General features: G+C 63.5%; 19 protein-coding genes. 12 read left to right on the top strand and 7 right to left on the bottom strand.

What is annotated here, in order from left to right; all coding sequences use genetic code 11:
• Positions 1 to 3: 3 nt before the first annotated feature.
• The 3 genes from ileS to BVG79_RS07355 form a co-directional block, all read right to left on the bottom strand.
• Positions 4 to 2,916: an isoleucine--tRNA ligase gene (ileS, locus tag BVG79_RS07345; RefSeq protein WP_085786319.1), complete on the bottom strand. Its 2,913-nt coding sequence runs from the start codon at positions 2,914 to 2,916 to the stop codon at positions 4 to 6.
• Between the two features lie 194 nt (positions 2,917 to 3,110).
• Positions 3,111 to 4,097 carry a YcjF family protein gene (locus BVG79_RS07350; RefSeq protein WP_085786320.1) on the bottom strand — a complete coding sequence of 329 codons (987 nt, stop codon included), beginning with the start codon at positions 4,095 to 4,097 and terminating at the stop codon, positions 3,111 to 3,113.
• Complete coding sequence (locus BVG79_RS07355) at positions 4,094 to 5,482, bottom strand: YcjX family GTP-binding protein (RefSeq protein ID WP_157115650.1); 1,389 nt, start codon at positions 5,480 to 5,482, stop codon at positions 4,094 to 4,096. Before BVG79_RS07355 ends, BVG79_RS07350 begins: the two co-directional genes overlap by 4 nt.
• A gap of 92 nt (positions 5,483 to 5,574) precedes the next feature.
• Here BVG79_RS07355 and truA point away from each other — a divergent pair, with 92 nt between their 5' ends.
• The 5 genes from truA to topA all read left to right on the top strand — a co-directional run bounded on the left by truA (position 5,575) and on the right by topA (position 16,245).
• On the top strand, positions 5,575 to 6,342 hold the full coding sequence (truA, locus tag BVG79_RS07360) for a tRNA pseudouridine(38-40) synthase TruA (RefSeq protein ID WP_085786321.1): 768 nt from the start codon (positions 5,575 to 5,577) through the stop codon (positions 6,340 to 6,342).
• 94 nt (positions 6,343 to 6,436) lie between these two features.
• Positions 6,437 to 8,275, top strand: a complete 1,839-nt coding sequence (locus BVG79_RS07365; RefSeq protein ID WP_085786322.1) for an autotransporter assembly complex protein TamA — start codon at positions 6,437 to 6,439, stop codon at positions 8,273 to 8,275.
• A 14-nt stretch (positions 8,276 to 8,289) separates the two neighbouring features.
• Positions 8,290 to 12,390, top strand: coding sequence for a translocation/assembly module TamB domain-containing protein (locus BVG79_RS07370; protein ID WP_085786323.1), 4,101 nt, complete (start codon positions 8,290 to 8,292; stop codon positions 12,388 to 12,390).
• A 57-nt stretch (positions 12,391 to 12,447) separates the two neighbouring features.
• The gene (gene dprA, locus BVG79_RS07375; RefSeq protein ID WP_085786324.1) at positions 12,448 to 13,533 is read left to right on the top strand and encodes a DNA-processing protein DprA; all 1,086 of its coding nucleotides are present in this window, start codon (positions 12,448 to 12,450) and stop codon (positions 13,531 to 13,533) included.
• Positions 13,534 to 13,629: 96 nt separating this feature from the next.
• Positions 13,630 to 16,245 carry a type I DNA topoisomerase gene (topA, locus tag BVG79_RS07380; RefSeq protein ID WP_085786325.1) on the top strand — a complete coding sequence of 872 codons (2,616 nt, stop codon included), beginning with the start codon at positions 13,630 to 13,632 and terminating at the stop codon, positions 16,243 to 16,245.
• 53 nt (positions 16,246 to 16,298) lie between these two features.
• On the opposite strand, the gene BVG79_RS07385 is transcribed toward topA, so the two are convergent.
• The 3 genes from BVG79_RS07385 to BVG79_RS07395 are packed head-to-tail and all read right to left on the bottom strand — an operon-like array spanning position 16,299 to position 19,639.
• Complete coding sequence (locus tag BVG79_RS07385; protein WP_236951329.1) at positions 16,299 to 18,140, bottom strand: methyl-accepting chemotaxis protein; 1,842 nt, start codon at positions 18,138 to 18,140, stop codon at positions 16,299 to 16,301.
• A gap of 36 nt (positions 18,141 to 18,176) precedes the next feature.
• Complete coding sequence (locus BVG79_RS07390; protein WP_085786326.1) at positions 18,177 to 18,695, bottom strand: chemotaxis protein CheD; 519 nt, start codon at positions 18,693 to 18,695, stop codon at positions 18,177 to 18,179.
• Between the two features lie 11 nt (positions 18,696 to 18,706).
• On the bottom strand, positions 18,707 to 19,639 hold the full coding sequence (locus BVG79_RS07395) for a CheB methylesterase domain-containing protein (protein WP_085786327.1): 933 nt from the start codon (positions 19,637 to 19,639) through the stop codon (positions 18,707 to 18,709).
• Between the two features lie 170 nt (positions 19,640 to 19,809).
• Between BVG79_RS07395 and BVG79_RS07400 the strand changes: the two genes are divergently transcribed.
• Genes BVG79_RS07400 through BVG79_RS07430 form a run of 7 tightly spaced genes read left to right on the top strand, consistent with a single transcriptional unit; the run spans position 19,810 to position 24,543 of the window.
• Complete coding sequence (locus BVG79_RS07400; RefSeq protein WP_085786328.1) at positions 19,810 to 20,064, top strand: STAS domain-containing protein; 255 nt, start codon at positions 19,810 to 19,812, stop codon at positions 20,062 to 20,064.
• Entirely contained in the window at positions 20,061 to 20,429 is a 369-nt protein-coding gene (locus BVG79_RS07405; protein ID WP_085786329.1) for a response regulator, read from the top strand. Before BVG79_RS07400 ends, BVG79_RS07405 begins: the two co-directional genes overlap by 4 nt.
• Positions 20,430 to 20,433: 4 nt before the next feature.
• Complete coding sequence (locus tag BVG79_RS07410; protein ID WP_157115651.1) at positions 20,434 to 22,455, top strand: chemotaxis protein CheA; 2,022 nt, start codon at positions 20,434 to 20,436, stop codon at positions 22,453 to 22,455.
• Between the two features lie 2 nt (positions 22,456 to 22,457).
• Entirely contained in the window at positions 22,458 to 22,931 is a 474-nt protein-coding gene (locus BVG79_RS07415; protein WP_085786330.1) for a chemotaxis protein CheW, read from the top strand.
• Positions 22,925 to 23,779 (top strand): CheR family methyltransferase, encoded by an 855-nt coding sequence (locus BVG79_RS07420; protein ID WP_236951330.1) that lies wholly within the window; start codon positions 22,925 to 22,927, stop codon positions 23,777 to 23,779. The genes BVG79_RS07415 and BVG79_RS07420 overlap by 7 nt, the downstream gene beginning before the upstream one ends.
• 18 nt (positions 23,780 to 23,797) lie before the next feature.
• A complete protein-coding gene (locus BVG79_RS07425; protein ID WP_085786331.1) occupies positions 23,798 to 24,187 on the top strand; it encodes a response regulator in 390 nt (129 codons plus the stop codon).
• On the top strand, positions 24,184 to 24,543 hold the full coding sequence (locus BVG79_RS07430) for a hypothetical protein (RefSeq protein ID WP_236951331.1): 360 nt from the start codon (positions 24,184 to 24,186) through the stop codon (positions 24,541 to 24,543). Before BVG79_RS07425 ends, BVG79_RS07430 begins: the two co-directional genes overlap by 4 nt.
• A gap of 6 nt (positions 24,544 to 24,549) precedes the next feature.
• Here BVG79_RS07430 and glmS read toward each other — a convergent pair whose 3' ends face one another.
• Complete coding sequence (glmS, locus tag BVG79_RS07435) at positions 24,550 to 26,361, bottom strand: glutamine--fructose-6-phosphate transaminase (isomerizing) (protein WP_085786332.1); 1,812 nt, start codon at positions 26,359 to 26,361, stop codon at positions 24,550 to 24,552.
• Positions 26,362 to 26,474: the final 113 nt, after the last annotated feature.

A 26,474-nucleotide genomic window follows, 5' to 3' on the forward strand; every position in this document is an offset into this window, starting at 1 on the left:
CGATTACAGGCCTTTTTCAGTCAATGCCGCATCGCAGCGCGCGCAGGTGCCAGCGTGGCTGTGCGTGCCGACGTCAGGCAGGATTTTCCAGCAGCGCTGGCATTTCTCGCCTGTGGCCATCGCAAACACGACAGCCGTATCAGCCACATCAGCGATGCGGAACGCGCCTTCGGGTGCGGGATCGGTTTTCACCACCACATCCGACGTGATGCAGATGTCGGCGAAGTCGAGGCCTTGCAGCAGCTGCGCGACATCGGGCGTGACAAACACCTCGGGGGCCGCTTCCAAGCTGGCACCGATGGTCTTGGCCTGCCGCTCGATTTCCAGCGCGCCGGTCACGGTGCGGCGGACTTGACGGATGGTCGCCCATTTCGCGGCCAAAGTCTCGTCCAGCCAGTCGCCCGGCGTCTGCGGAAAGTCTTGCAGGTGGATCGAGCTTTCGGGGAAACGTTCCAGCCAGACTTCTTCCATGGTGAAGACCAGCACGGGCGCCAGCCACGTCGTCAGCCGCTCGAACAGCAGGTGCATGACGGTGCGCGCGGCGCGGCGGGCCAGCGTGCTGCCATCGCAGTACAGCGCATCCTTGCGGATGTCGAAGTAGTAGGCCGACAGATCAACGGTGGCAAAGTTGAACACCGTCTGGAAAACCGACTGGAAGTCGAACGCCGCATAGCCGGCGCGCACCTGCACGTCCAACTCGGCCAGACGATGCAGAACCCAGCGCTCCAGCTCGGGCATTTCGGCGGGGGCGACGGCCTCATTGGCCGTATACCCATCCAGCGCACCCAAGATGTAGCGCAGCGTATTGCGCAAGCGGCGGTAGCTGTCAGCGGTGCCTTTCAGGATTTCCGGCCCGATGCGCTGGTCGCTGGTGTAGTCAGCCTGCGCGACCCAAAGGCGCAGAATATCGGCGCCGTATTGGTCGATCACCGCCTGCGGCACGATGGTATTGCCCAGCGATTTGGACATTTTCATGCCCTTCTCGTCCAAGGTGAAGCCGTGCGTGACGACGTTCTTGTACGGCGCGCGGCCGATGGTCGCCGACCCTTGCAGCAGCGAGGAATGGAACCACCCACGGTGCTGGTCAGTGCCTTCCATGTAGACGTCGGCGATCTGGTCGGGTGTGCCATCGGCACGGTCGCGCAGCACGAACGCATGCGTCGATCCGCTGTCGAACCACACATCCAGCACGTCGAAGACCTGCGTGTAGTCCTGCGGGGCAACGACGCCCTCCAGCACCTTTTCCTTGAAGCCTTGGGAATACCAGACATCCGCCCCCTCGGCATCGAACGCGGCTTTGACGCGCGCATTCACCACCTCGGACTTCAACAGGAAGTCGGCGTCGGTCGGCTTGGCCCCCGTTTTCACAAAACACGTCAGCGGCACGCCCCACGCACGTTGGCGCGACAGCACCCAATCCGGGCGGTTCTGGATCATGGTGAACAGACGGTTTTTGCCGGTCGCGGGGGTGAAATGGACCAGCCGCTCGATCGATTCCAGCGCGCGCTTGCGGATGGTGTCGCCATAGGTGGCCATGCCATCATCCATCGCGCGGTCGATCGCCACGAACCATTGCGGCGTGTTGCGATAGATCACCGGCGCCTTCGAGCGCCATGAATGCGGATAGCTGTGCTTAATCTTGCCCTTCGCCAGCAGCGCGCCAACGTGGGCCAACTTACGCAGAACCTCTACATTCGCGCCGCCATCTTTGCCGTTGGGGTCGATGACATACAGCACCGGCTTTTCTTCACCCGCGCGGGCATTCGCGCCAAAAATGGGCAGATCAGCGCGGTACGAGCTATCCTCGGTCACGTTATAGGTCATCGGCAGGCCGAACTTCAGGCCCAGTTGGTAGTCGTCATCACCATGGCTGGGCGCGGTGTGCACAAAGCCGGTTCCAGCGTCGTCGGTTACGTGATCGCCCGGCAGCATGGGCACGTCATAGTCCCACTCGCCTGCGCCGCCCTCGATACCGCGGAATGGGTGTGCAAGTTGGGTGCCATCGAATTCGCTGGTGGCCACATCGCGCAGCAGGCGGAATTCGGTGACTTTGGCAGCGGCGAACACCCCCTCGGCCAAAGCCTGCGCCAGAATGACCTTTTCGCCAACCATTGCGGTCGATTTTTCCTCGGTCGCCACAATCTCGTACAAGCCGTAAGAAATTGCGGGGTTAAACGCGACCGCGCGGTTTTGCGGGATCGTCCACGGCGTCGTCGTCCAGATCACGACAGCGCCTTCCAACCCCGATACCGGCTGGAAACGAACCCAGATCGTGTGGCTGGTGTGGTCGTGGTATTCGACCTCGGCCTCGGCCAGCGCGGTCTTTTCGACGGGCGACCACATCACCGGCTTCGACCCCTGATACAACGTGCCGTTCATCAGGAACTTCATGAATTCATCTGCGATGACAGCTTCGGCATGGAAGTCCATGGTAAGATAGGGATCTTCCCAGTTTCCCGTCACCCCGAGGCGTTTGAATTCATCGCGTTGGACATTCACCCAATTCGCGGCGAATGCGCGGCATTCCTGACGGAAAGCGACGATGTCGACCTCGTCTTTGTTCAGGCCCTTGGCGCGGTACTGTTCCTCGATCTTCCATTCGATCGGCAGGCCGTGGCAGTCCCAGCCGGGCACATAACGCGCGTCAAAGCCCATCATCTGATGGCTGCGCACGATCATGTCCTTGATCGTCTTGTTCAGCGCATGGCCGATGTGCAGATGGCCGTTCGCATAGGGGGGGCCATCATGTAGAATAAAGGGCGTCCGGCCCGGCTTTTCGCGCAGGCGGTCGTAGATGCCCATTTCTTCCCAACGGGCCAGCCATGCAGGCTCGCGCTGGGGCAGACCCGCGCGCATGGGGAAGTCGGTTTTGGGCAGGTTCAGGCTGTCTTTATAGTCGGGCGTGTCGGCGCACATCTGGGGCGTCCCTAGAATAACATGTTCGGTTTGAAGGCGGTGCGGATCACCCAGACACCTTTGCCCGACACCCTGACACCTCAGGGCGTCGGGCGGATAATTCGTGCAATCAGGGCGAAAACGCCGGATATGGTGCTGACATGTCTCATCTTGACCGCGCTTATAGGGGGACAGCCACAGGGCAGCAAGGGCGATCAGCCACGATTGAACAGCCCCACCAGCGCACCGCGCAGCAGCCCCCGCACGCTAGGACGAGTGCGGTTGATGAACGGCACGGGGCGGCAAACCTCGATTGCGGCGACGCCGACGCGGGCGGTCAGCGCCCCGTTGATGACCCCTTCGCCGAACCGGCGCGACACTTTGGACATCACGCCGCCGCCCACGACGGAATCGATCATGTCGTCACCCACGGCGACCGCGCCGGTGGCGACTAGATGCGTCATCACCGTGCGCAGCAAGCGCCATGCGCCAAAGGCCCCCGCCCGCCCGCCGTAGATTTCGGCGATGCGGCGGATCATGCGGACGTTGGCGGTCAGGGCCGAGATTAAATCGGCCAGCGCGATAGGCACGACAGCCGTCACCGTCGCCACGGTGCGCGCGGCTGCCTGCACCTCGGCCTCGGCGGCGGCATCCAGCGGTGCGACCAATTCAGCCTCGGCCAAGGCCAGCAGGCCCGAGGCGTCCAGCACCTCGGGGGCCCGCTCGCGCACGCGCTGCAGCCCCCAGTTTAAATCGCTCCGGCGGGCATAGAGGCCTTCCAGCTGTGCCACCACTTGCTGCGCCGCCGACAAATCATCGCCCGCCAGCGCAGCCGCTGCGGCGCGTTGCACGCCGTCGATCCGCCCCAGCCGCGCCATTGCAGCCAATTCGCGGATCAGCACCACCAGCAGCGCCCCCACAAACAGCGCAAACAGCGCCGTCGCGATACCGCCCAAAACGGGCGAGCGGGCCAGCAAGCCGTTCACATAGTCCCACGCCGCCAGCGATGCGATAAATCCCACCAGCGCCACCAAAGCCGACCAGAACCACTTGGCCACACGCCCCGCCGGACGCGCGGCAAAGGCTGCAACCTGCTGCATCACCGCCGCGCGGTCGGTTGGGGTATCATCGGGAATGGGAGCGGCAGTGGCAGGGTTCGCGGCGGTGTCGTCGTCGCGTTCGAACAACATCGGGCCACTCATAGGCGATCTCCGATCAGGAATTGGGCGGCTTTGTCCAGCCGGATATGCGGCAGCCCGTCGCCCGCCCGCAGGCTGAGGGCGGCGGGGGCGAAATTCATAATACCGTAATCGGCATCCAGCCACTTCTCGGCCCCTTCGCGCGCGCGCGACAGCAGGCGTTGCGGCTCGTCGGGCAGATCGCCGGGGTAAAAGGCGGCTTGGCGGCCACCATCCAACAATTTGCCACGCACGACGCCCAAAATGCTGCCTTCGTGCATGACATCTTCCTCGACAGTCGTGCGCAGGGCGGCGATGGACATCGCGGCTGTAGCGGCGCCCGAAAACGCGGCGCGGTCGCGCGCCTCGCGTAGCAGGCTTTTGGTGATCGCGGTCAGGCGGGCGTGCTGGCGGTGGTGCAAATGGTCGGCCTTGGTCGCGGCAAACAGGATCTTCTCAACCCGCCGCGCGCCGAACAGGCTGGCCAGAAAAGCGTTACGCCCGGGGCGGAAGGCACCCAGAATATCGGCCATCGCGACGCGCAAATCCTCGACCGCGCGCGGGCCGGCGTGGATGGCGCCCAGCACGTCAACCAGCACGATTTGCCGGTCGATCTTGGCAAAATGGTCGCGAAAGAATGGCTTTACCACCTGCGCCACATAGGCATCGTAGCGCCGCCGCGCCTCGGCCCCCAAACTGCCGCGCGGATAATCGCCCGCGGGCAGCGGCGCAAAGGTCAGCACGGGCGAGCCCTCCAGATCACCAGGCAACAAAAAACGCCCGGGCGTGCAATCGGAATAGCCCGCCGCGCGCGCGGCCTGCAGATAGGTCGCGAACCGCTGTGACAGGTCGCGCAGCACCCCTTCGTCAAAGGGCTGCGCCGGATCGATCAACGACAAGGCGGCCAGAAACCCCTCAGCCTCGGCCCTGCCGCGCGCGCGTCCCAGCGCCTGCGTCGACCACGCGGAATAGGTTTTTTCCAGCAGCCCCAGATCAAGCAGCCATTCGCCGGGGTAATCGATGATATCCAGATGGACGACTCGCTCGCCGGTAACGCTGCCCAACATACCGCGCGGGTTCATCCGCAGCGACAGGCGCAGTTGGCTGGTGCGGCGCGTACCCTCGGGCCAATAGGGTTCGGCGGAGGTCAGGGCGTGGTAATGGTCCTCGTAGGCGAAGCGGGGCACCGTATCGTCGGGCTGCGGCTGCAAATAAGCCGTGCGGATATCGCCATTGGCGGCGGCGACCAGCTGCGGCATCCGGCCCCGATCCAGCAGGTTAGACACCAGCGAGGTGATGAACACCGTCTTGCCTGCCCGCGACAAGCCCGTCACCCCCAGCCGGATCACCGTATCGCCCACCGGTATACCAAGGTTGCGCAGCAACCCATCCCCGAAGAAAGCAGCCAAATCAGCCTCCTGTTGTTGGGATTTAGTGATAGCGGCAGGTTTGCGCGTTGCACAGGATTGATTTTCCGCCCCGCCCCCACTAGGCCAGCGCCATGCCACGCTATGCCCTGCTTGTAGAATATGATGGCCAGCCGTTTTCGGGCTGGCAGCGCCAGACCTCGCACCCCTCGGTGCAGGGCGCGATCGAAGCTGCCCTCGCCAAGCTCGAGGAAGGCCCCCACACCATTGCCGCCGCAGGCCGCACCGATGCGGGCGTGCACGCAACGGGTCAGGTTGCGCATTGCGACCTGACGAAAGACTGGGACCCGTTCCGCCTGTCCGAAGCGCTGAACCACCATCTGCGCCCGGCACCCGTCGCAATTTTGCGCGCCGCCCGCGTCGCTGACGACTGGCACGCCCGCTTTTCCGCGCACGAGCGGCGCTATACCTTCCGCCTACTCTCGCGCCGCGCGCCGCTGGCCTTTGAACGCGGCCAGTTTTGGCGCGTGGGCCACCCGCTGGACGCCGATCTGATGCGCGCGGGCGCAGCCCACCTGATCGGCCTGCACGATTTCACCACATTCCGTTCGTCGATTTGCCAAGCCAAAAGCCCCGTGAAGACGCTGGACGAGGTGACGATTACCGAGATCCCGCGCCACGACGGCACCGAGTTCCGCTTTTTCCTGCGCGCGCGATCGTTCCTGCACAATCAGGTGCGCTCGATCGTGGGGACACTGGAACGGGTTGGTGCGGGCGCGTGGCAGCCTGACGATGTCGCCGCCGCGCTGGCCGCGCGCGACCGCGCCGCTTGTGGGCCTGTCTGCCCCCCCGAGGGCCTTTACCTTTCGGGCGTCGAATACCCAAACAGCCCCTTCCCCTAGACCCTAAACTACCGCAAACTGGGGTAAACGGGGCGACGGTCGAGGTGGGAATGTATTAACACCTCGACACCGCCGACGATAAAAGGATTTGCCCGTGCCAACATTGCGCCCTTTCCGCCTATCAACATCGGTTTTTGCGCTGGCGCTGGTGGCTTTACCCTTGGCCGTCGGGGTCGGGTTCACCCCGCGCGCCGATGCGCAGCAAGTAAATGTCAACGTCAGCGGCGATGCCGATGGCCTCGAATCGGCAATCCGTGGGGCGTCGCTCAGCTTTGCGCTGACCGAGGATACCGAGGGTGAAAATGTCAGCCAAGATTATGTTGCGGCCGCGCGCGCGGATTACCGCCGTATCCTGACCGCGCTTTACGCGCAGGGCTATTACGGCGGCACCATTTCGATCAAGGTTGACGGCCGCGAGGCATCGACCATCGCCCCGCTGTCCGCGCCCGCGCGCATCGGCACAATCGCGATCGACGTAACCCCCGGGCCGCAATTCCGCTTTGGCACCGCCGCCATCGGCCCGCTGGCCCCCGATACAGAACTTCCCGATGACTTCACCACTGGCGAGGTCGCGCGCGCCAACACCATCCGCGATGCGGCCAACCGGTCGACCACCGCATGGCGCGAGGCGGGCCATGCCCGCGCCACCGTCGCCAGCCAACAGATTACCGCGATCCACGACCAAAACCGGTTGGACGCCACCGTTACCCTGCGCCCCGGGCCGCAGCTGACCTTCGGCACGCTGACCATCACGGGGAATGAGCGCGTCCGGACCGACCGTATCCAACGCATTGCGGGCTACCCCGAAGGTGCCATTTTTTCGCCCGATGAACTAGACCGCGTGGCCACGCGTCTGCGGCGCACGGGCGCGTTCCAGTCCGTATCTCTGCAGGAATCCGACACGATCGGCCCCAACAACACGCAGCCCATCGCCATGACGGTGGCTGAAATGCCGCCCCGCCGGTTAGGCTTCGGGGCCGAGATTTCGACCGACGAAGGCCTTGCCCTGTCCACCTACTGGATGCATCGCAACATCCGCCATGCGGCCCAGAACCTGCGCTTCGACGCGGCGATCAGCGGCATCGCGGGCGAATCCGGCGGCCCCGACTACAGCGTCGGCGTGACATTCAAGCGGCCCGGTTTCGTGAATTACCACAATGACCTGACCATCAGCGCCCTGCTGGAACGGCAGGACGAGGCCGACTACCTGCTGGACCAATTGACGCTGAACGCCTTGGTCACGCGCTACATCTACGACAACCTGACCGTCACCGGCGGCTTTGGCCTGCTGATCGCGCGCGAGGAAAGCGCCGGTATCACGCGCGAATATACCCTGCTGACCATGCCGCTGACGGGCACATTGGACAACCGCGACAACGCGCTCAGCGCAAAATCCGGCTGGTATCTGAACTTGGCAATCACGCCCTTCATCGGCCTGAGCGACATTGACAGCGGCGTGCGCCTTTATGGCGATGCGCGCTACTACCATAGCTTTGGCGAACGTCTGACATTCGCTGCCCACGGCCAACTGGGGTCAGTTGTCGGCCCTGATGTCGAGGAAGCGCCGACCGACTACCTGTTCTATTCGGGTGGCGGTGGCACGGTGCGCGGCCAATCGTACAAATCGCTGGGCATTCCCATCACCCGTAATGGGCAGGAAGTGACGCTGGGCGGCACCAGCTTTATCGGCGCGCAATTGGAAGCCCGCTTCGATCTGACAAACAGCATCAGCCTTGTCGGCTTCTATGATCTGGGCATGGTCGGCGCCGATCCGCTGCCCAGCGACGGCGATGAATGGCAATCAGGTGCAGGTCTGGGGCTGCGCTACAATACCCCCATCGGCCCGATTAGGCTGGATGTGGCCACACCGGCCAACGGCGATGATGCCGGCAAGTCGGTGCAGGTCTACATCGGTATCGGTCAGGCGTTCTGAGGGGGAATGAGATCATGAAAAAACACTACCTCGCTGCCGCGCTGCTGTGTTCTGTCGCAACCACCGCCCTTTACGCCCAAACGCCAGAGCAAGACCGCGACCCCGGTTTTCTGGCGGGCCTGATTGAAAACAGCCTGTCGGGCGCGGGCCGCACCGTGCAGATCGACGGCTTCAAAGGCTTGCTGTCGTCGCAAGCCACGATCGAGCGAATGACCATCGCCGATGATGACGGCGTGTGGCTGATCGCCGAAGATCTGGTGCTGGATTGGAACCGCGGGGCGCTGTTCCAGCGCCGTCTGGCCATTAACGAACTGGGCGCGGGGCGCATCTCGGTGCTGCGCGCGCCTAAAGGCGACCCGGCAGCGCCGCCAACCCCCGAAGCCAAGCCCTTCTCGCTGCCCGACCTGCCAGTCAGCGTGGAAATCGGCAGCCTGAAGCTGGACCGGCTGGAAATGGGCGAGAGTTTCTTGGGCGAGGAAGTCATCGCCACCCTCTCGGGCGATGCCACCCTGTCGGGCGGCGCTGGCGATGTGAAGCTGGACGCCTACCTGATGGAAACGCGCGAGGGCTCGATTGAGCTGTCGGGCAGCTATTCCAATGCGACGCGCCAGCTGGCGCTAGATCTGGATTTGAAAGAACCCGAAGGCGGCCTGCTTTCGGGCCTATTGAACCTGCCCGGTGCCCCTTCGGTCGATCTGACGTTGCAAGGCACCGGCCCGATTGATAACTACACGGCCAACCTGAACCTTGCGACCGACGGCGTGCCGCGCATCACCGGTACGGGCGGGGTTGAGACCGTCGCGGACGCGGAGGGCGCGGCAACCGGCCAGCAATTCGCGCTGGATATTCAAGGCGATATGACCGCCCTGCTGCCTGCCGAGTATCACGAGTTCTTTGGCCAGAATTCGACCATCAAAGTCGATGGAACGCGACTGGCCGCCGGTGGCTTTTCGCTGCCGACCCTTGCGATCAAAACCCAAGCCTTCGACTTGCAAGGGCGGGCCGAGATCGCAGCGAACGGCTGGCCGACCAGCTTTTCCCTGACGGGCGAAATCGCCGATGCCAGCGGCCCTGTTACCCTGCCTGCAGGACAAGATATCTCGATCGGGCGGGCCGATCTGGATGTCAGCTTTGATGCGGCCACGGGCGACGAATGGCGCGCCGACATTACGGTTAACGACCTGAAAACCCCGACCGCCACCGTGCCTCTGATCACGGTGACCGGCGGCGGGGTGATCGACCCCGCAAATGCCGCGACCAGCTTCTCGGCCGATCTGGACTATAGTGCCAGCGGCGTTGCCACGAACGACCCCGCCCTCAACCAAGCGCTGGGCGAGACGATTTCGGGGCAGCTTTCGCTGCTGCGCGCGGGCGATGCGCCGTTCCAAATCAAGTCGCTCAGCGTCAACGGGCCGGGGATCACCTCGAACCTGACCGGTACGGTTGACCTTGATGGGCCGGGGCTAGTGGCCGACGCGCAGCTTGCCTTGCAGGCCGACGATCTGTCGCGCTTTGCCGCCCTTGCCGGGATTGATCTGGCAGGCGGGGCCGATCTGACAATTGACGCCCGCTATGCCGCCGCCGATCTGGCAACAACGGTGACCATCAACGGCACCACCCAAGACCTCCGCACCGGCATAGCCGAAGTCGACCCCTTGCTGGCCGGCCGCGCAACCGTCAGCATCGAGGCGGCGCGCGACCAAACCGGCACGCGCGTGCCGCGCTTTGAAATCAGCGGCCCGCAGCTGACGGCCAATGGCAACGCCAACATTACATCCGCCGCCAGCGCGGCGACCGTCACCGCGCGGCTAGCCAATGTGGGCGTGGTTGTCGATGGCGTGACCGGCCCCGCAACCCTGTCGGGCAGCGCGGCGCGCACTGCCGATGGCACAATCGATGCCCAGTTGGGCGCTAGCCTGCCCGGTGGCAACCTGAATGCCACCGTGCACCAGCCGGCGCAAAGCGAAACGGCGCAAGTCAACCTGACCGCCGATATGTCCGACATCGCGCCCTATGCGGCGGCCTTTGGCCAAAACCTGGGCGGCGCGGCGCGGGTCAGCGTGCAGGGCACGGCCAGTCTGGATGCCAGCCAACTGGATCTGGCCGTCGACATCAACAGCCAGAATCTGTCGCTGGGCCAGCCCCAGATCGACCCCATTTTGGTAGGCGACGGCAGCATTACCGGGCGTATCATCCGCACAGATGCCGACACTGCAACGCTACAGGGCTTTGCCCTGCGCCTGCCCGCCGTGACTGCGGATATTACCGGAAACATCACAAACCTGACGACCGACCCCGCCTTCGCCGGCGAGGCAAAAGCCGCGGTCGCGGACCTATCCGCGTTTTCGGCCATCGCTGGGCGCAGGCTTAGCGGTGCGGCCAACGCCACAATTTCCGGGTCGGCCTTGGCATCCGCGCGCCAGTTCGACCTGACGCTGAACGGACAAGCGGTCGATATAGACCCCGGCGTTCCTGCCGCTGCCACATTGCTGCGCGGTACGGGAACCATCGCAGCGCGTGCGGTGCGCGGCGATGGTGGCGGGTTGGAACTGTCAGGCGTGAACGTCGCTTTCCCGAATTTCACTGTTACCGGCAACCTGTCGGGCGCAGGCAGCGCTGGTCAGGCACAGTTCGAGGCGCGCCTTGCCAACATCGGCGTGTTTACCCCCGAGTTTTCGGGTCCCGTCACCGCAACCGGCACCGCCGCCCTGAACCAGGCTGGGCTGTGGGTCGTCAACACTACCGCGCAAGGGCCGGGCGGCAGCCAAGGCACATTGTCGGGCACGGTTGATCCGGCAGGCCCTGTGAACATGCAACTGCGCGGCAACGCGCCGCTCAGCTTTGCGAACGGGTTCATCGACCCCACCCGCCTGAACGGCCAGGCGACGTTTGATCTGGCCGTCAATGGCGCACCCGCGCTGGAGAACGTCTCGGGGCAGGTGCGGATCAGCGATGGCCGCTTGGCCGTGCCAACCCTGTCGCAGGCGCTGACAGACATCGGCGGCACCGTCAATCTGGGCAGCGGCCGTGCGGTGATCAATATCTCGGCAGGTGCGAACGATGGCGGGCGTTTTGTGCTGTCGGGACCGGTCGGCCTGGCCGCGCCTTACACCGGCGATCTGGTGCTGGACCTGCAGGGCGTCACGCGGCGCGACCCGCTGCTTTATGAAACATCGGCATCGGGCCGCATTACCATCAAGGGCCCGCTGACCGGCGGCGCGATGATCGCGGGTGCAATCGACCTTGGCCAGACCGAAGTGCAGGTCCCCTCGTCATCCGTAGGGGCGCTGGGAAGCCTTCCGGAGGTTAACCACATCCGCGCCCCGCAGGACGTGCGCCAGACACTCGCCCGCGCAGGCCTGTCGCTGACGGGCGGCGAAGCTGGCAGCAGCGAAAGCGGCGGGCGCAGCAGCAGCGTCGCCTATCCGCTTGACCTGACGATCCGCGCGCCGGGGCGCATCTTTATTCGCGGCCGCGGGCTGGATGCGGAATTGGGCGGCGAACTGCGCGTCACCGGCACAACCGCCAATATCATCCCGATGGGGCAGTTCAGTCTGGTGCGCGGCCGCCTTTCGATCTTGCAGCAGCGGTTTGACCTGACCGAAGGTAACATATCGCTGGAAGGCGACTTCAACCCCGTCCTGAAGCTGGTGGCCGAAACGAAAACCAGCAGCGGCACGACCGTCAACGTCACGCTAGCCGGTTCCATCTCCGAGCCGACGGTGACGTTCTCCTCGCAGCCCGAACTGCCGCAGGACGAAGTAATCGCCCAGTTGCTGTTTGGCCGTGACCTGTCATCGCTGTCGGCGTTTCAGGCGGTGCAACTGGCGGCGGCGGTCGGCACGTTGATGGGCGTGGGCGGCGGCGGCATTGTCGAGAACCTGCGCGCCGGTGCAGGGCTGGACGATCTGGATATTACGCAGGACGACGAAGGAAACGCGGCGCTTCGCGCGGGGAAATACCTGTCGGACAATGTTTATACAGATGTCACCGTCGGCACGAACGAGACAGCTATCAACCTGAACCTAGAACTGACGGATGAAGTGACCGTGAAAGGCAGCGCCAGCAGCGAAGGCGACACCAGTCTCGGTATTTTCTACGAGCGTGACTACTAGGCCGTTAATCGCCCATTAACCATGTTCCGCGATCCCTGACAAAAAAGGGGGGCGGGCATGGCGGACGACGCAGTTGATTGGGTGCAGCTCTATCGCTCGCGGCGCGTGGGGGCCGCGACGTTCTGGCGGCTGCTGCACGATCACGGGTCGGCACGCGATGCGCTGCTGGCCCTGCCCGATATGGCCCGCGCGGCGGGCGAAGTTGATTACACCCCCTGCCCGCGCGGCGTGGCCGAGGCTGAGGTGAAACGCGGCCACCGTGTCGGCGCGCGCTTGGTGTTAGGCAATTCCCCCATCTACCCCGCACACTTACGCACAATCGCTGGCGCCCCGCCGTTCTTGTGGGTCAAGGGCGACACCGCACTTTTGCAGCGCCCGACCGTCGCGCTGATAGGGGCGCGCAACGCATCGTCTCTGGGGATGCGCATGGCGGGGGAACTGGCGCGCGGGCTGGGCGCGGCAGGGCATGTCATCGTGTCAGGCTTGGCGCGCGGGATCGACGCCGCGGCCCATCAGGGCGCACTGGAAACCGGCACAATCGCGGTGATGGGCAGCGGGATCGACGAATGCTACCCTATTGAAAACAAGGAATTATACACAAAAATCGCGGCAGACGGCCTGCTGATCAGCGAACTGCCCCCCGGCACGCCACCGCACGCCCGCCAGTTCCCCGCCCGCAACCGCATTGTCGCGGGCCTCGCGCAGGCCGTGGTGGTGGTCGAGGCTGCGCTGAAATCGGGCAGCCTGCTGACTGCGCGCGACGCTTTGGACCAAGGGCGCGATGTCATGGCCGTGCCCGGCCACCCGATGGACGGGCGTGCAGGCGGCTGCAACGCGCTGCTGCGCGACGGCGCGCTGCTGGTGCGCGACGCGCATGACATTCTCGAAGCGCTGGACACCCCCACCCCGCGCCAAGCAACCCTGCCGCTACCGGCCCCACCGCCCCAGCGCCCGCATGCGGATGACCCGAGGGCGTGCATCCTGGCGCAGATCGGCGTGACCCCGACGCCGGAACACCTGCTGCGTGACACGCTGGGGCTGGATGCCCGCGCCGTCACCCTAGCGTTGTTCGATCTGGAATTAGAGGGTGTAATTCACCGTCCCGGCGGCGGGCTGGTTGCGCTGGGCAGCGGTCGCCCCTAACTATCAGTCGAACGCGATACCACGCCCCCTTGCGCCACAAGGGCAAAAGACACTATCGGGGCAGTGTGATTTCGCAGGCCAGTGAAAAGGTTCAATATGCCCGTTGTCGTTGTCGAATCTCCTGCCAAGGCCAAAACGATCAACAAATATTTAGGGTCGGATTATCAGGTTCTGGCGTCGTATGGGCATGTGCGCGATTTGCCGCCCAAAGACGGATCGGTCGATACCGACCACGATTTCACCATGAAATGGGAAGTCGACGCCGACAGCAAAAAGCACATCAAGGCCATCGCCGACGCGCTGAAGTCCGACCCGAACCTCATCCTCGCCACTGACCCGGATCGCGAGGGCGAGGCGATTTCGTGGCACTTGGTCGAGGCGCTGACAGATCGCAAGGCGATCAAAAAAGACACACCGGTCAGCCGCGTGGTATTCAACGCCATCACTAAATCGGCCGTGACCGAGGCGATGCAGAACCCGCGCCAAGTCGACACCCCACTGGTTGATGCCTATCTGGCCCGCCGCGCGCTGGACTATCTGGTCGGCTTCAACCTGTCGCCGGTTCTGTGGCGCAAGCTGCCGGGCGCAAAATCGGCGGGGCGCGTGCAATCGGTCTGCCTGCGTGTTATCGTCGACCGCGAGGTCGAGATCGAAAAATTCCGCGCCCAAGAATACTGGTCGGTCTCGGTCGAGATGGAAACGCCGCGCGGGCAGATCTTCACCGCGCGCCTTGTGGCACTGGCCGGCAAAAAGCTGGATAAGTTCGACCTTGGCAATCAGGTCGCCGCCGAGATGGCTGTGCAGGCCGTCAGCTCGCGCGCGCTGGCCGTGCAAGGGGTCGAGGCGAAGCCAGCGCAGCGCCACCCCTCGGCCCCCTTTATGACGTCGACCCTGCAACAAGAAGCCAGCCGCAAGTTTGGCATGGGCGCCAAGGCGACCATGTCGGCCGCGCAGCGCCTGTATGAAGCGGGCTTGATCACCTATATGCGGACGGACGGCATCGACATGGCCCCCGAGGCTGTGGCCGCCGCTCGCGATGCCATCCGTGAAAAGTTCGGGGCTGACTACCTGCCCGCCAGTCCGCGGATGTACAAAAACAAGGCCAAAAACGCGCAAGAGGCGCACGAATGCATCCGCCCGACCGATATGATGCGTTCGGCCGAGCAGTTGAAAATCACCGACAGCGACCAACGCAAACTGTACGACCTTATCTATAAACGCACAATTGCCAGCCAAATGGCGGCTGCACGGCTGGAGCGGACGACCATTGACATTGGCCCCGCCGATGGTCAGGTCGGCCTGCGCGCGACCGGCCAAGTGGTGCTGTTCGACGGCTTTCTGGCGATCTACGAGGAAGGTCGCGACGACAGTACCGACGAGGATGAAGGCCGCCTGCCCCAAATGATGCAGGGCGAGGCGCTGAAAAAGCTGGCCGTCACCCCCGAGCAACACTTCACGCAAGCCCCCCCGCGCTACACCGAGGCCACGCTGGTCAAGCGGATGGAGGAGCTGGGCATCGGGCGTCCGTCGACCTATGCGTCGATCGTCACGACCATTCAGGATCGTGGTTATGTCGAAAAAGACAAGGGCCGCCTGATCCCGCAGGACAAGGGACGGCTGGTGACGGCCTTCTTGGAAAACTACTTTCCACGCTATGTGGAATACGACTTTACAGCCGATCTTGAGGACCAGTTGGACAAGGTCTCCTCGGGCGATGCCGATTACAAGGACGTGCTGCGCCGGTTCTGGCACGACTTTTCCGCGGCCTTGGGCGAGACGACCGAGCTGCGGATCACCGAGGTTCTGGACAAACTTAACGAGGTTCTGGCCCCCGTCATCTTCCCGCCGAAGCCCGACGGATCCGACCCGCGCGCGTGCCCCAACTGCGGGACGGGTCATTTGTCGATGCGCACCGCGCGCACCGGCGGCGCGTTTATTGGGTGCTCGAACTACCCCGAGTGCCGCTTTACCCGCCCCTTCGGCCCGCCCGAACTTGCAAATGACGCCATCGGCCCCGACGGCCGCCTGCTGGGGCACGACGAAGGCGACGCGATCACCCTGCGTGATGGCCGCTTCGGCCCTTACGTCCAACGCGGAGAAGCGACCGAAGAGGTGCCAAAGCCGCCTCGCGCCAGCCTGCCCAAAACATGGCCCGCGTCAGAATTGACGCTGGAAAAGGCGCTGGATTTGCTGAACCTGCCGCGTCAGGTTGGCCCGCACCCCGAAGATGGCGTAATGATTGAGGCTGGCCTTGGCCGCTTCGGCCCGTTCATCAAACACGGGACAACCTATGCAAACCTGAAGTCGGTCGATGACGTCTTCGATATCGGCATGAACCATGCAGTCGAACTGCTGGCGCAAAAGCTGGCCGGTGGGCGTGGTCGCGCGGCTGCGGCGAAGCCCCTGAAAGAGTTGGGCGATCACCCCGATGGTGGCGCTATCGCCGTGATGCCCGGCCGCTATGGCCCCTATGTAAAGTGGGAAAAGGTCAACGCGACGATCCCGAAGGAGATCGAGCCCGAGGCGATTACACTTGAGCAGGCGCTGGAACTGATCGCAGCCAAGGCCGCAAAGAAACCCGTGAAAAAGGCCGCTAAAAAGCCCGCAGCAAAAAAACCGGCAGCGAAAACTGCGACCAAGGCCAAAACGACCAAAGCCGCCCCCCGCAAGACAGCCGCGAAGAAGGCAGCCGAGGCCCCGTCCGAAGACTAAGCCGTCAATGATGGTAAAATGGGCCGCCCTTGTAATGAGGGCGGGCCATTTTACTAGAATTCAATGAATTTTCCGCCGCCTGCGCGTAGACGCCTTTCAGGGATGGCCGCAGCATGCGCTGCTGGCGCGCGACGGACCGATGGCGTCGCGACATTTTGCCGGATGGGCACCACCGGCGACACAGCGTTGATCTGAAAGGCTTTCAGCTCGCGCGCAAGTTCGTCGGCGCGGGCGTGCAGCGATGCAGCGGCAGCGTTGGATTCTTCGGCGACGGCCGCGTTTTGCTGTGTCACCTGATCCAACTGGTTCACGCCGATGTTCACTTCGCCAAGGCCGCTCGATTGTTCATCCGCCGCCGCAGCAATCGAGCTGACCTGCTGCGACATCTCGCCCGCCTTGGCCAAAATCTGCGCCAAGCTTTCGCCTGCTTTTGTCACCAACCCTGATCCGGTCTGCACTTGCGCGGCACTTTGCGAAATCAGTGCCTTGATCTCGCGCGCGGAAGCGGATGCCCGCTGGGCCAACCCCCGCACCTCGGACGCGACGACAGCGAAACCACGGCCTGCCTCGCCCGCACGGGCCGCTTCAACGCCCGCATTCAGCGCAAGCAGGTTGGTCTGAAATGCGATGTCGTCGATCACGCCAATGATACGAGTGATCTGCGCCGAGGATTTCTCGATCTCGCGCATTGCGCCCACCGCATCGCGCACCACATCCGCGCCCTCGGCGGCGATGGCATGGTTGTCGTGACTCGCCTTTTCGGCGGCGCGGGCAAACACGGCGGTCGATCGGACGCTTTCGGTCAGTTCATTCAAGGCTGCGGCAGATTCCTCTAGCGTCGCAGCCTGCGTTTCGGCGCGGTGGGCCAGGTCTTGTGACGCCGCTGTAATCTCCTCGGACCCACCGCGCACTTGTCCCGCAACGTCCGAAATGCGCGACATCGTGCCCGCTAACACCTGCAAAACATGGTTGAAGGCGGCCCGCAGCGATTCGTAGTCTTGCGGAAAGGGGTCGGCAGCGGGACTGCCGATCGGCGTGCGCAGATCACCCTGTGCCAGCCTTTCAAGCCCGGCGCCAATATCGGTGACGACACGGGTTTGCCGATGTGCGGCGTCTGCCAGCCGCTGCGTATTTTCGTCGTCTGCACGTCGCTTTTCGGCGGCCAAGCGCTGCTGTTCCAGCGCGTTTTTCTTGAACACTCCCAAAGCGCGCGTGATCTGATCAATCTCGCTGTGGGCCGAAGTTTCGGGGATTTCGACCGTCAAATTGCCACCCGACAGTGCTGTCGTCTGCTGCAGCAAGCGGCCAATCCGCCGCGAAAGGTTTTGCGACAGGATGATGGCAATACCCGCGCCCATGACAAGCAAAACGGCATTTCCGATCATAACCTCGCGGATGGTTTGGGCGATCAGCGCCCGCGATTGGTCGGCCAACGCGTCGCCTTGGACATGGGCTGTCTCGCGCAGAGCCGCGCTTTGGTCGATCAGCGCGTCTAACTCGGCTGCAAGGGTAGCCTGTGCTTGCGGGCCCATTGGGCCGATTGCAGTGGCGGCCTGTCGCCACTGATCCAATGGCAGGTCGCGGACAGTGGCATAGAGCGTGTCGGCGCCGATCACACCCGCCTGCGCCAATGCGTTGGCTTGCGCACGCATTGCGGCGGATATTGACGCGACACGCCCGCCATCCCCCAGCTCCTGCGCGCTGCGCAGCTCGGCGGCTTGCAGGGCCACATCTGCTGCCGCAAGCGTCAAAGCCGTGGCGGCTTCACCCAAGCTAGCGACATCGCCCAGTTTTTGCAGGCGCAGCCAACTCAGGCCGCTGAAGCCCGCCGCAAGAGCCAAAATTAGGGCAAAACCCAAAGCAATCAGCGGCGCAACGCGCATATTCCTGACCATAATACCCTCGTCAAAAGTCGTGCCGGCATGCGGCGATTAGAAAATCTCGATTGCACCTGCGACGGGTCGGGTTGGCGCCTCGCGTACGGGCGAGTCTGCGGCGCCCAGCAGCAAAAGTTGCACGCGTCCCCCGACAGGCCAAAACCGGATACGGCGCGCCTCGGTGCCGCCAAGGTCGGCGGCCAGAATGGGAATACCTTCAGCTGCAAGAAATTCGCGCGCCGCCAGCGCGTTGCGTTGGCCAATATCCGACAGCCCCGCCACGATGCGTGCGCCGCCAAAAATCTTGGCTTGCAGGCGCCCGCGCACCGCGCCCTGACGCAAAAGACCGTTGGTCAACCGCTCCATCGCGGCGGCGGCGTAGCGGTTATCACCGGCGTCGCGCCCTGCGTCAGGCAGCAAAAAGTGGTTCATGCCCCCGATATTCCGCTGCATATCAAAGATGCAGGCGGATACGCACGAGCCGAGAACCGTCGTAATCATCACCGACGGATCATCGGAAATCGCGCAATCACCCTGCACGACATGAATTGTTTTGTGGCGGGTCAGGCTCACCTGAAGCTCCCTTACCGTAGCGGCGCGGGCGCGCGCGCGGCTTCACCCGTTCGTAGGAGCGCGGCTGCAATACGGTTCAGTGGCAAAACTTCGGACACGCCGCCACGTTCCACTGCCATGCGCGGCATGCCCCAGACGACCGAACTGTCGCGATCCTGCGCGATGGTATGGCCCCCCGCGTCGTAGATGGCGCACATGCCGTTGGCACCATCGGCCCCCATGCCCGTCAGCAACGCAGCACGCACGTCAATCTCGGGTGCTAGTGCAGCGCCGTCGGAAAACAAGACGTCGACCGACGGGCTATGCCCCGCGACCGGCGGCCCCGCCAGCAGCCGTGATCGCAACACCCCTGCCCGCCGCGTGACGCCCAGATGACGGTCGGATCGTGCTGCAACGTGGATGGTTCCGGGTGTCAGAATCACGCCCTCGGCCGCGACGCGCACCTGCGGCGCCAGAATCTGATCCAAGCGGCGCACAAACCCTTCGGCAAAGCCATCGCGGATGTGTTGGACGAGAAGAACCGGCGGGCAGTCTGCGGGAAATGTCGTTAAAATTTTCTCGATTGCGGCAATGCCACCGGTGGACGCGCCGATCAGAATAAGCTGTGAAATCGCTGCGCCATACGTCACCACCGAGGCGGGCGGATGCACGCGAATGCCACTGATGATCTGCTGCGCCATTTCCGAAAACGACCCGCCGCCCGCGGCAAAGATCAAGCAATCGACCCCCGTTATACGCGCCTTGGCGATAACACTCGCACGGTTTTCCACCCCATCTGCGACAGCAATTCGCTGGGGGCGGCGCGCATCCAGCAGCATTTCAGCCTCGCTCGCGTGGCCCGCACCGGCCACGCGCATCCCAGGCGCGGCCAGCAGGCAGGCACGGATCAAATGGTGTCGGCGTGTGCTGTCGGCATCGACGATCAGCAGCAGGGGTTCGGACAACGGCAGGCTCCTTCATATCGTGGCTCTAGGGTGGCGCAGAAAAGTTAAGAAAAGTTCAGCGGCGGCGCGAACGCATGGCAACAGATTGTTAAGCGGCACCTGCTAGCGATTCGGAAACACTGCTCGCAGGGCCCGCCCCGCGCAGCGCCTGCCAGATCAAGGGGAATGCCGTGACCGCCCTCATCCTGCCCGTAATACTCGACCGAAAGGCAGCAACTGCCTTGGCCGCGCAGCTTCTGCCTCATCGCGGTACGGCGCTGCAGCTGGATGCGCAGCCTGTGCAGCGGATCGGTGGGCTGGGGGTGGAAGTCCTGCTGGTCGCACGCAAACAGTGGGAAAGCGATGGGGTGCCGTTCACGATAAGCGGCTGGACACTAGACGCAGCAGCCACACTGCAGGTGATGGGTGCCGAGGTGTTGCAATGAGCGCCCGCATTCTTGCAATCGACGATTCCCCGACCATCCGCAGCTTGGTTGCGCGCGCGCTGCGCAACGCGGGTTTCGACGTGTTTCTGGCGGCTGATGGCGTGGAAGGCGTCGGCACATTGATGGACGCCGACCCTGCCCTGATCATCACCGACATCAATATGCCGCGCATGGACGGCTTTGGCGTGATCGAGGCCGTGCGCGCCAGCAAATCGCACGCCGACGTTCCCATTTTGGTACTGACCACCGAAAGCGGCGACGACCTGAAGGCGCGTGCGCGGCAGGCCGGCGCGACTGGCTGGATTGTGAAACCGTTCGAAGACGACAAGCTGGTCGCCGTGATCGACCGCGTCTTGGGACGTTAACGGCATGGCTGAAATGGACGAGTTGCGTGATCTATTCTTTGTCGAGTGCGACGAGCTGCTGGACAGCTTGGCCGCAGGCTTGCGCCAGATGGAGACACCGTGCCACGACAAGGAAACGGTCCACGCTGTCTTTCGCGCCGTTCACTCGGTCAAAGGTGGCGCGGCGGCGTTTGGCCTCAGCGTGCTGGTGACTTTTGCACATCGGTTTGAAACCGTGCTCGACCTGATCCGCAGCGATCGTGCCGCCGCAGACCAGCAGGTGATGCCTGTGATGCATCGCTGCGCCGATTGCCTGGCCGACCTGATCGCCGCCGCGCGGCAGGATAGCCCTGCCGACCAGCCCCGTGTCGACGCGCTTTTGGCCGAGCTAGACCGGCTGATCGGCGGCGGCGGGAGTGACGATGCGGTAGCTTTCACCCCCATTTTGCTGGACTTCGCGATGCCCGAGGGGGACGAATCTGGCTTTACCATTCGTTTCACCCCGCATGCGGCGCTGTACCGCTCGGGCAACGACCCTCTTGCCCTGTTGGTCGCGTTGCAAAAATTGGGCGACATGACCGTCACCCTACAGCAAGACGCCCTTCCCTCGTTGGAGGATTGGACCGCCGCTGAACCCGCGCTGCAATGGCACATCACGCTGCGAACGGCGGCCGACCTGTCAGAAGTGCGCGCTGTCTTTGAATTTGTCGTAGATTGTTGCGATCTGGAAATTGCACCGATCGTGCAGGATGACGACGCCTTCACCCCCATCGTGATCGATTTCGACGCGGTACCGGACCCTGTACCCAGCAACGCGCCCGCCGCCGCCCCATCGCCCACCGCCGAGGCGACCGCAAGCATCCGCGTCAACTTGGACCGTGTCGACAGGCTGATGAACATGATCGGTGAGTTGGTCATTAAAGAGGCTATGCTTTCCCGCATTATTCAGACGGCAGGGCTGGCACAGGATCTGGATGTTACGGCAGGCCTTGATGCTATCCGGCAGCTAGCTGGTGAAATTCAGGAAAGCGTCATGGCGATCCGCGCGCAGCCGCTGAAGCTGGTGTTCCAGCGCATGCACCGCATCCTGCGCGAGGCAGCCGATGCCACGGGAAAACCCGTGCAGTTGATCACCACGGGCGAGCAGACCGAAGTCGACAAAACCATGATCGAGCGGTTGATGGACCCGCTGACACATATGATCCGCAACTCGGTCGACCACGGGCTGGAGGATGAAGTGACGCGTCAGCGCCGCGGAAAACCGTTGCAAGGCACAATCACATTGTCTGCGGCCCATAGGTCGGGGCGGGTGCAGATCGAGGTCTCGGACGATGGCGGCGGCATCGATCGCCCGCGCGTGCGTCAGATCGCCGAAGACCGTGGCCTGATCCTGCCCGGTACCCAGCTGACACCGTCGGAAATCGACCAACTGCTGTTCCTTCCAGGGTTTTCGTCCAAGGCCGAAGTTTCGGCCATTTCGGGACGCGGCGTCGGGCTGGATGTCGTCCGGCGCGAAATCATGGCCCTTGGCGGGCGCGTCATGATCACCTCGGTCGAGGGGAAAGGCACAACCTTTGCCATTACCCTTCCCCTTACCCTTGCGGTGTTGGAGGGGATGCTGGTTCAGTTGGGCGACCAAACCATGGTGCTGCCCATAACCTCGGTGCAGGAGACCCTGCGTCCCGCCGTATCGGAACTGCACCGGCTAGGCGACAGCGGGCGCATGATCAGCAATCGTGGCGACATGATCCCGATTATCGATCTGGGGCGCGCTTTTGCAATGCGTGACACCCCCACGCCCTTGGAAGATGGCGTCCTGATCGTGGTGGAGACCGACAGCCAAAAACGCGCGGCCCTGCACGTCGACGGCATCGTCGACCAGCGGCAGGTGGTGATCAAAAGTATCGAGGAAAACTACGGTCGCGTCGCCGGCGTCTCGGCGGCGACTATTCTGGGCGACGGTCAGATTGCCCTTATCATCGACCCCGAGGAAATCGTTCTTGCCTCGGGCAGCGACCGAACCCGTTCCCTAGCAGCGAGCGCCTGAGCATGCTTCAGTCCATCACGCATAATTCCATTGGTAAAAACGACGTGGTCGCCTTTAAACTGGCGGGGCAGGACTTCTGCATCGACATCGGCCTCGTGCGGGAAATTCGCGGTTGGGCGCCCGCGACCGTGCTGCCGCACGCGCCGCCCTACATCAAAGGCGTCATCAACCTGCGCGGCGCGGTGGTGGCGGTGGTCGATCTCGCGGCTCGGTTGGGCTTTGCACCGACAGAACCCTCGCCCCGCCACGTAATCATCATCGTTCTGTATGACGGCAAGGTTGTGGGCCTGCTGGCGGAGCTGGTCTCGGACATCGTCACGATCGATGACGCGCAGATTCGGGCGGTGCCCGACATCGCCTCCGACCCCTCGCGCGAGTTTATCTCGGGCATGGCCACGTTCGACGACGGCCGCATTTTGCGCAAAATCGACCTAGCCCAATTACTACCGGGCACCGAGGGCTTCTCCTCATGCTGACAGCGCAAGACACCGCACCCGCGATGACGGCGGCCCAATTCGGCAAGCTGTCGCAGATCGTCCACAGCGACACCGGCATAGTGCTGAGCGAGGCAAAACGCGGCCTGCTGGTCGCGCGCCTCTCCAAACGCCTGCGCGCGCTGAATATGGCCGACTTCGGGGCTTACTGCACGCTGCTGGACAGCGACCGCGGCAAAGAGGAAAGACGCCACCTCCTCTCGGCGATCACCACCAACGTGACAGCCTTTTTCCGCGAGGGGCACCATTTCGATGCGCTTGCGCGCGATGTGCTACCCCAACTGATAGCGCGGGCGAAGGCGGGCGGGCGTGTGCGGCTGTGGTCTGCGGCGTGCTCCTCGGGCGAGGAGGCCTATTCGATGGCGATGACCGTGCTGGATGCCTTTCCCGATGCGGCGCAGCACGATGTTCTGATACTGGCGACCGACATCGACCCCGAGGTTGTCGCTCGCGCCGAATCCGGCGTCTATCCCACCGACACCATTGCGGCGATCGGCGGGCAGCGCCTTCGCAAGTATTTCGACCAGCAGGGCGACAGTTTTACGGCCAAGCCGGCCCTGAAGGCCATCATGCGGTTTGGCGAGTTGAACCTGCACCAGCCTTGGCCGTTCAGCGGCACGTTCGACGTCATTTTTTGCCGCAATGTGGTGATCTATTTTGACACAGATATGCGCCGCAGCCTGTGGCAACGCTTCGCTACTGTGCTGTCGAGCGACGGCGCGCTGTTTATCGGCCATTCCGAACGTGTCGACGGCCCTGCGGCACAACAGTTCCGCATCACCGGCGCCACTCAATATCAGCTGGTCACCCCCACCAGCCCTTCGCATTAAGACCCCGAGGAGACCGCGATGCCATTGAAGGCAAACCTGCAGGTGATGGTTGTCGACGACATGACCGTCAGCCGCGCCCTGATTGAACAAGCGCTGGATTGGGCGGGCATAACCAAAGTCCAGTACGAAGCGAACGGCGAAAAGGCCCTGAACCGCCTCGTGGCCTCGCCAGTGCATTTGGTGATTTCGGACTACAACATGCCCGGCATGGACGGGCTGGAATTGCTAGAGGCGCTGCGAGCGAACCGATCAACCCAGCGGATTGGTTTTATCCTGATCACCGGCACCGCCAGCAAGGAACTGATCGAACGTGGCCGCAAGGCCGGCATGAACAACTTCATCGCAAAGCCCTTCACCAAAGAAGCGCTGCTGCACTGTATCGAAGCCGTCACAGGAAAACTGCAATGAGCGCCATGCGAAAAATCAATACCCGTGAAGACCTGTCCACCGTGCTGCGCCGCACCGCGGTTGAAGCCGAAGGCCTGGCGATCAGCCTCGGCACATTGGACGCCGAGCTGGGCGTGATGCTCAGCCGTTTGGGGCCGGACAGCACCGGCAACCTGCATATGGCCGACGGCGTGCGACAGGCGGCAGCGGGACTGGCCCTGTTTTTACGCGGAATCGCAGCCACCATCGGGCCGGACGGGCGCTGCGATGCTATCGGCGCAGCGCAACAGTTGGGCCTGCGCGCACAGGCCGCGCGACTGGGTGGCACCACGATTGCCACCCCAGTTTCGGGCTTGCAGGACCTGTGGCTGGACTAGGCCGCGCTATTCAACCGTGACTGACTTGGCAAGGTTGCGCGGTTGGTCGACATCCGTGCCCTTGGCCACCGCTGTGTAATAGGCTAGGAACTGGGCAGGCACCGCATACAAGATCGGCGCCCAAACTGCATCGACGCTGGGCATGGTGATAGTCGCCCACACACCTTCGCCCGCTTCGGCTATCCCGTGCGCGTCACTGACTAGCAGTACCTTACCGTGGCGTGCCATGACCTCTTGCATGTTCGATACGGTTTTGTCGAACAGACCATCGGGCGGCGCGAATACAATCACAGGCACGTCGGCATCAATCAGCGCGATGGGGCCGTGCTTCAGCTCACCTGATGCATAAGCTTCAGCATGAATATAGCTGATTTCTTTTAACTTTAACGCGCCCTCCAGTGCCAGAGGGAACATCGGCCCGCGCCCCAGAAACAAGATGTCGCGTGCTTGCGCCAACTGTTGGGCCACCGCAGGATAGGCGTTTGCGCCATCAATCGCCACGTTCATTAGCCCCGCGACTGACCGCAAGCCCTGCACGTGCGCCGCAATTTGGGCATCATCTATCGTGCCGCGGGCCTTTGCCGCTTGTAGCGCCATCAGCGCCAAAACGGTCAATTGGCACGTGAAGGCTTTGGTCGATGCGACACCGATTTCCACCCCCGCCCAGATCGGCAAAACGCAATCAGCCTCGCGCGCGATGGATGATGTGGGAACGTTCACCACCGCAACAACCTGCGCCACCTGCCCCCGCACATGGCGCAGCGCGGCCAGAGTGTCAGCCGTCTCGCCCGATTGGCTGACAAAAACGGCCATGCTGCGCGGCGACAGGACGGGGTCGCGGTAGCGGAACTCGGAAGCGACGTCGATTTCAGCTGGGATGCGCGCGATCTGCTCGAACCAGTATTTGGCGACATGGCAAGCATAGCTGGCTGTGCCGCAGGCCACCAACACCACGCGATCCACACCAGTAAAATCAACCGGCAGCGCGGGCATTCCACCTTCGTCGATATAGGCAGCCAAAGCGTTCGCGACGACGGTCGGCTGCTCGGCGATTTCCTTGGCCATGAAGTGGCGGTAACCTGCCTTATCGACCCGCGCCTGATCAACCGCGATGCGCTGCAACGGGCGGGTGACCGGCGCACCCTGCGCGTCAAAAACCTGCGCACCGGCGCGGGTAATGACCGCCCAGTCGCCCTCATCCAGATAGGTCAAGCGGTCGGTCAGCGGTGCCAGCGCGATGGCGTCCGACCCCACGAACATCTCGCCCGTGCCATGGCCAATCACCAGCGGGCTGCCGCGGCGGGCACAGATCATCAGGTCGTCGTACCCCTCGAACAGCATGCACAGGGCAAAGGCCCCCTCTAGCTGCGGCAGAACCGCGGCCACCGCCGCAGCGGGGCTTGCGCCGCCCTGCAACGCGCGGCCAATCAGCAGCGCGACGATTTCCGTGTCAGTCTGCGAGGTCGGCAACACGCCCTCATCCGCCAGCGCCGCGCCCAGCGCGCGGTAGTTTTCGATGATCCCGTTATGGACAACCGCGACGCCATGGCCCGTGTGCGGATGGGCGTTTACCTCGGTCGCCGCACCGTGGGTGGCCCAGCGGGTGTGCCCGATGCCTGCGCGCCCGGCCAACGGGGCATGTACCAGATGGTCGGACAGGTTCACCAGCTTGCCCACCGCGCGCCGCCGCCCTATCGCGCCATTGTTGACAGTGGCGATCCCTGCGGAATCGTAACCACGATATTCCAGCCGCTTCAGCGCCTCGACCAACAGGGGCGCAGCCTCGTGCTGCCCCAAAACGCCTACAATCCCGCACATCGCTGCCTCCGGTTTCTTTTGGGGTTTAGTAGACGTGCAGCGGGGGTGCGCCAAGGGCAGGCTTGACTTCGCAAGCCCGAACGCGCCCCCTAACCGGCAACGAGTCGCCCAAA

Origin of the sequence: Ketogulonicigenium robustum, from assembly GCF_002117445.1 — a bacterium.
GTDB lineage: Bacteria > Pseudomonadota > Alphaproteobacteria > Rhodobacterales > Rhodobacteraceae > Ketogulonicigenium > Ketogulonicigenium robustum.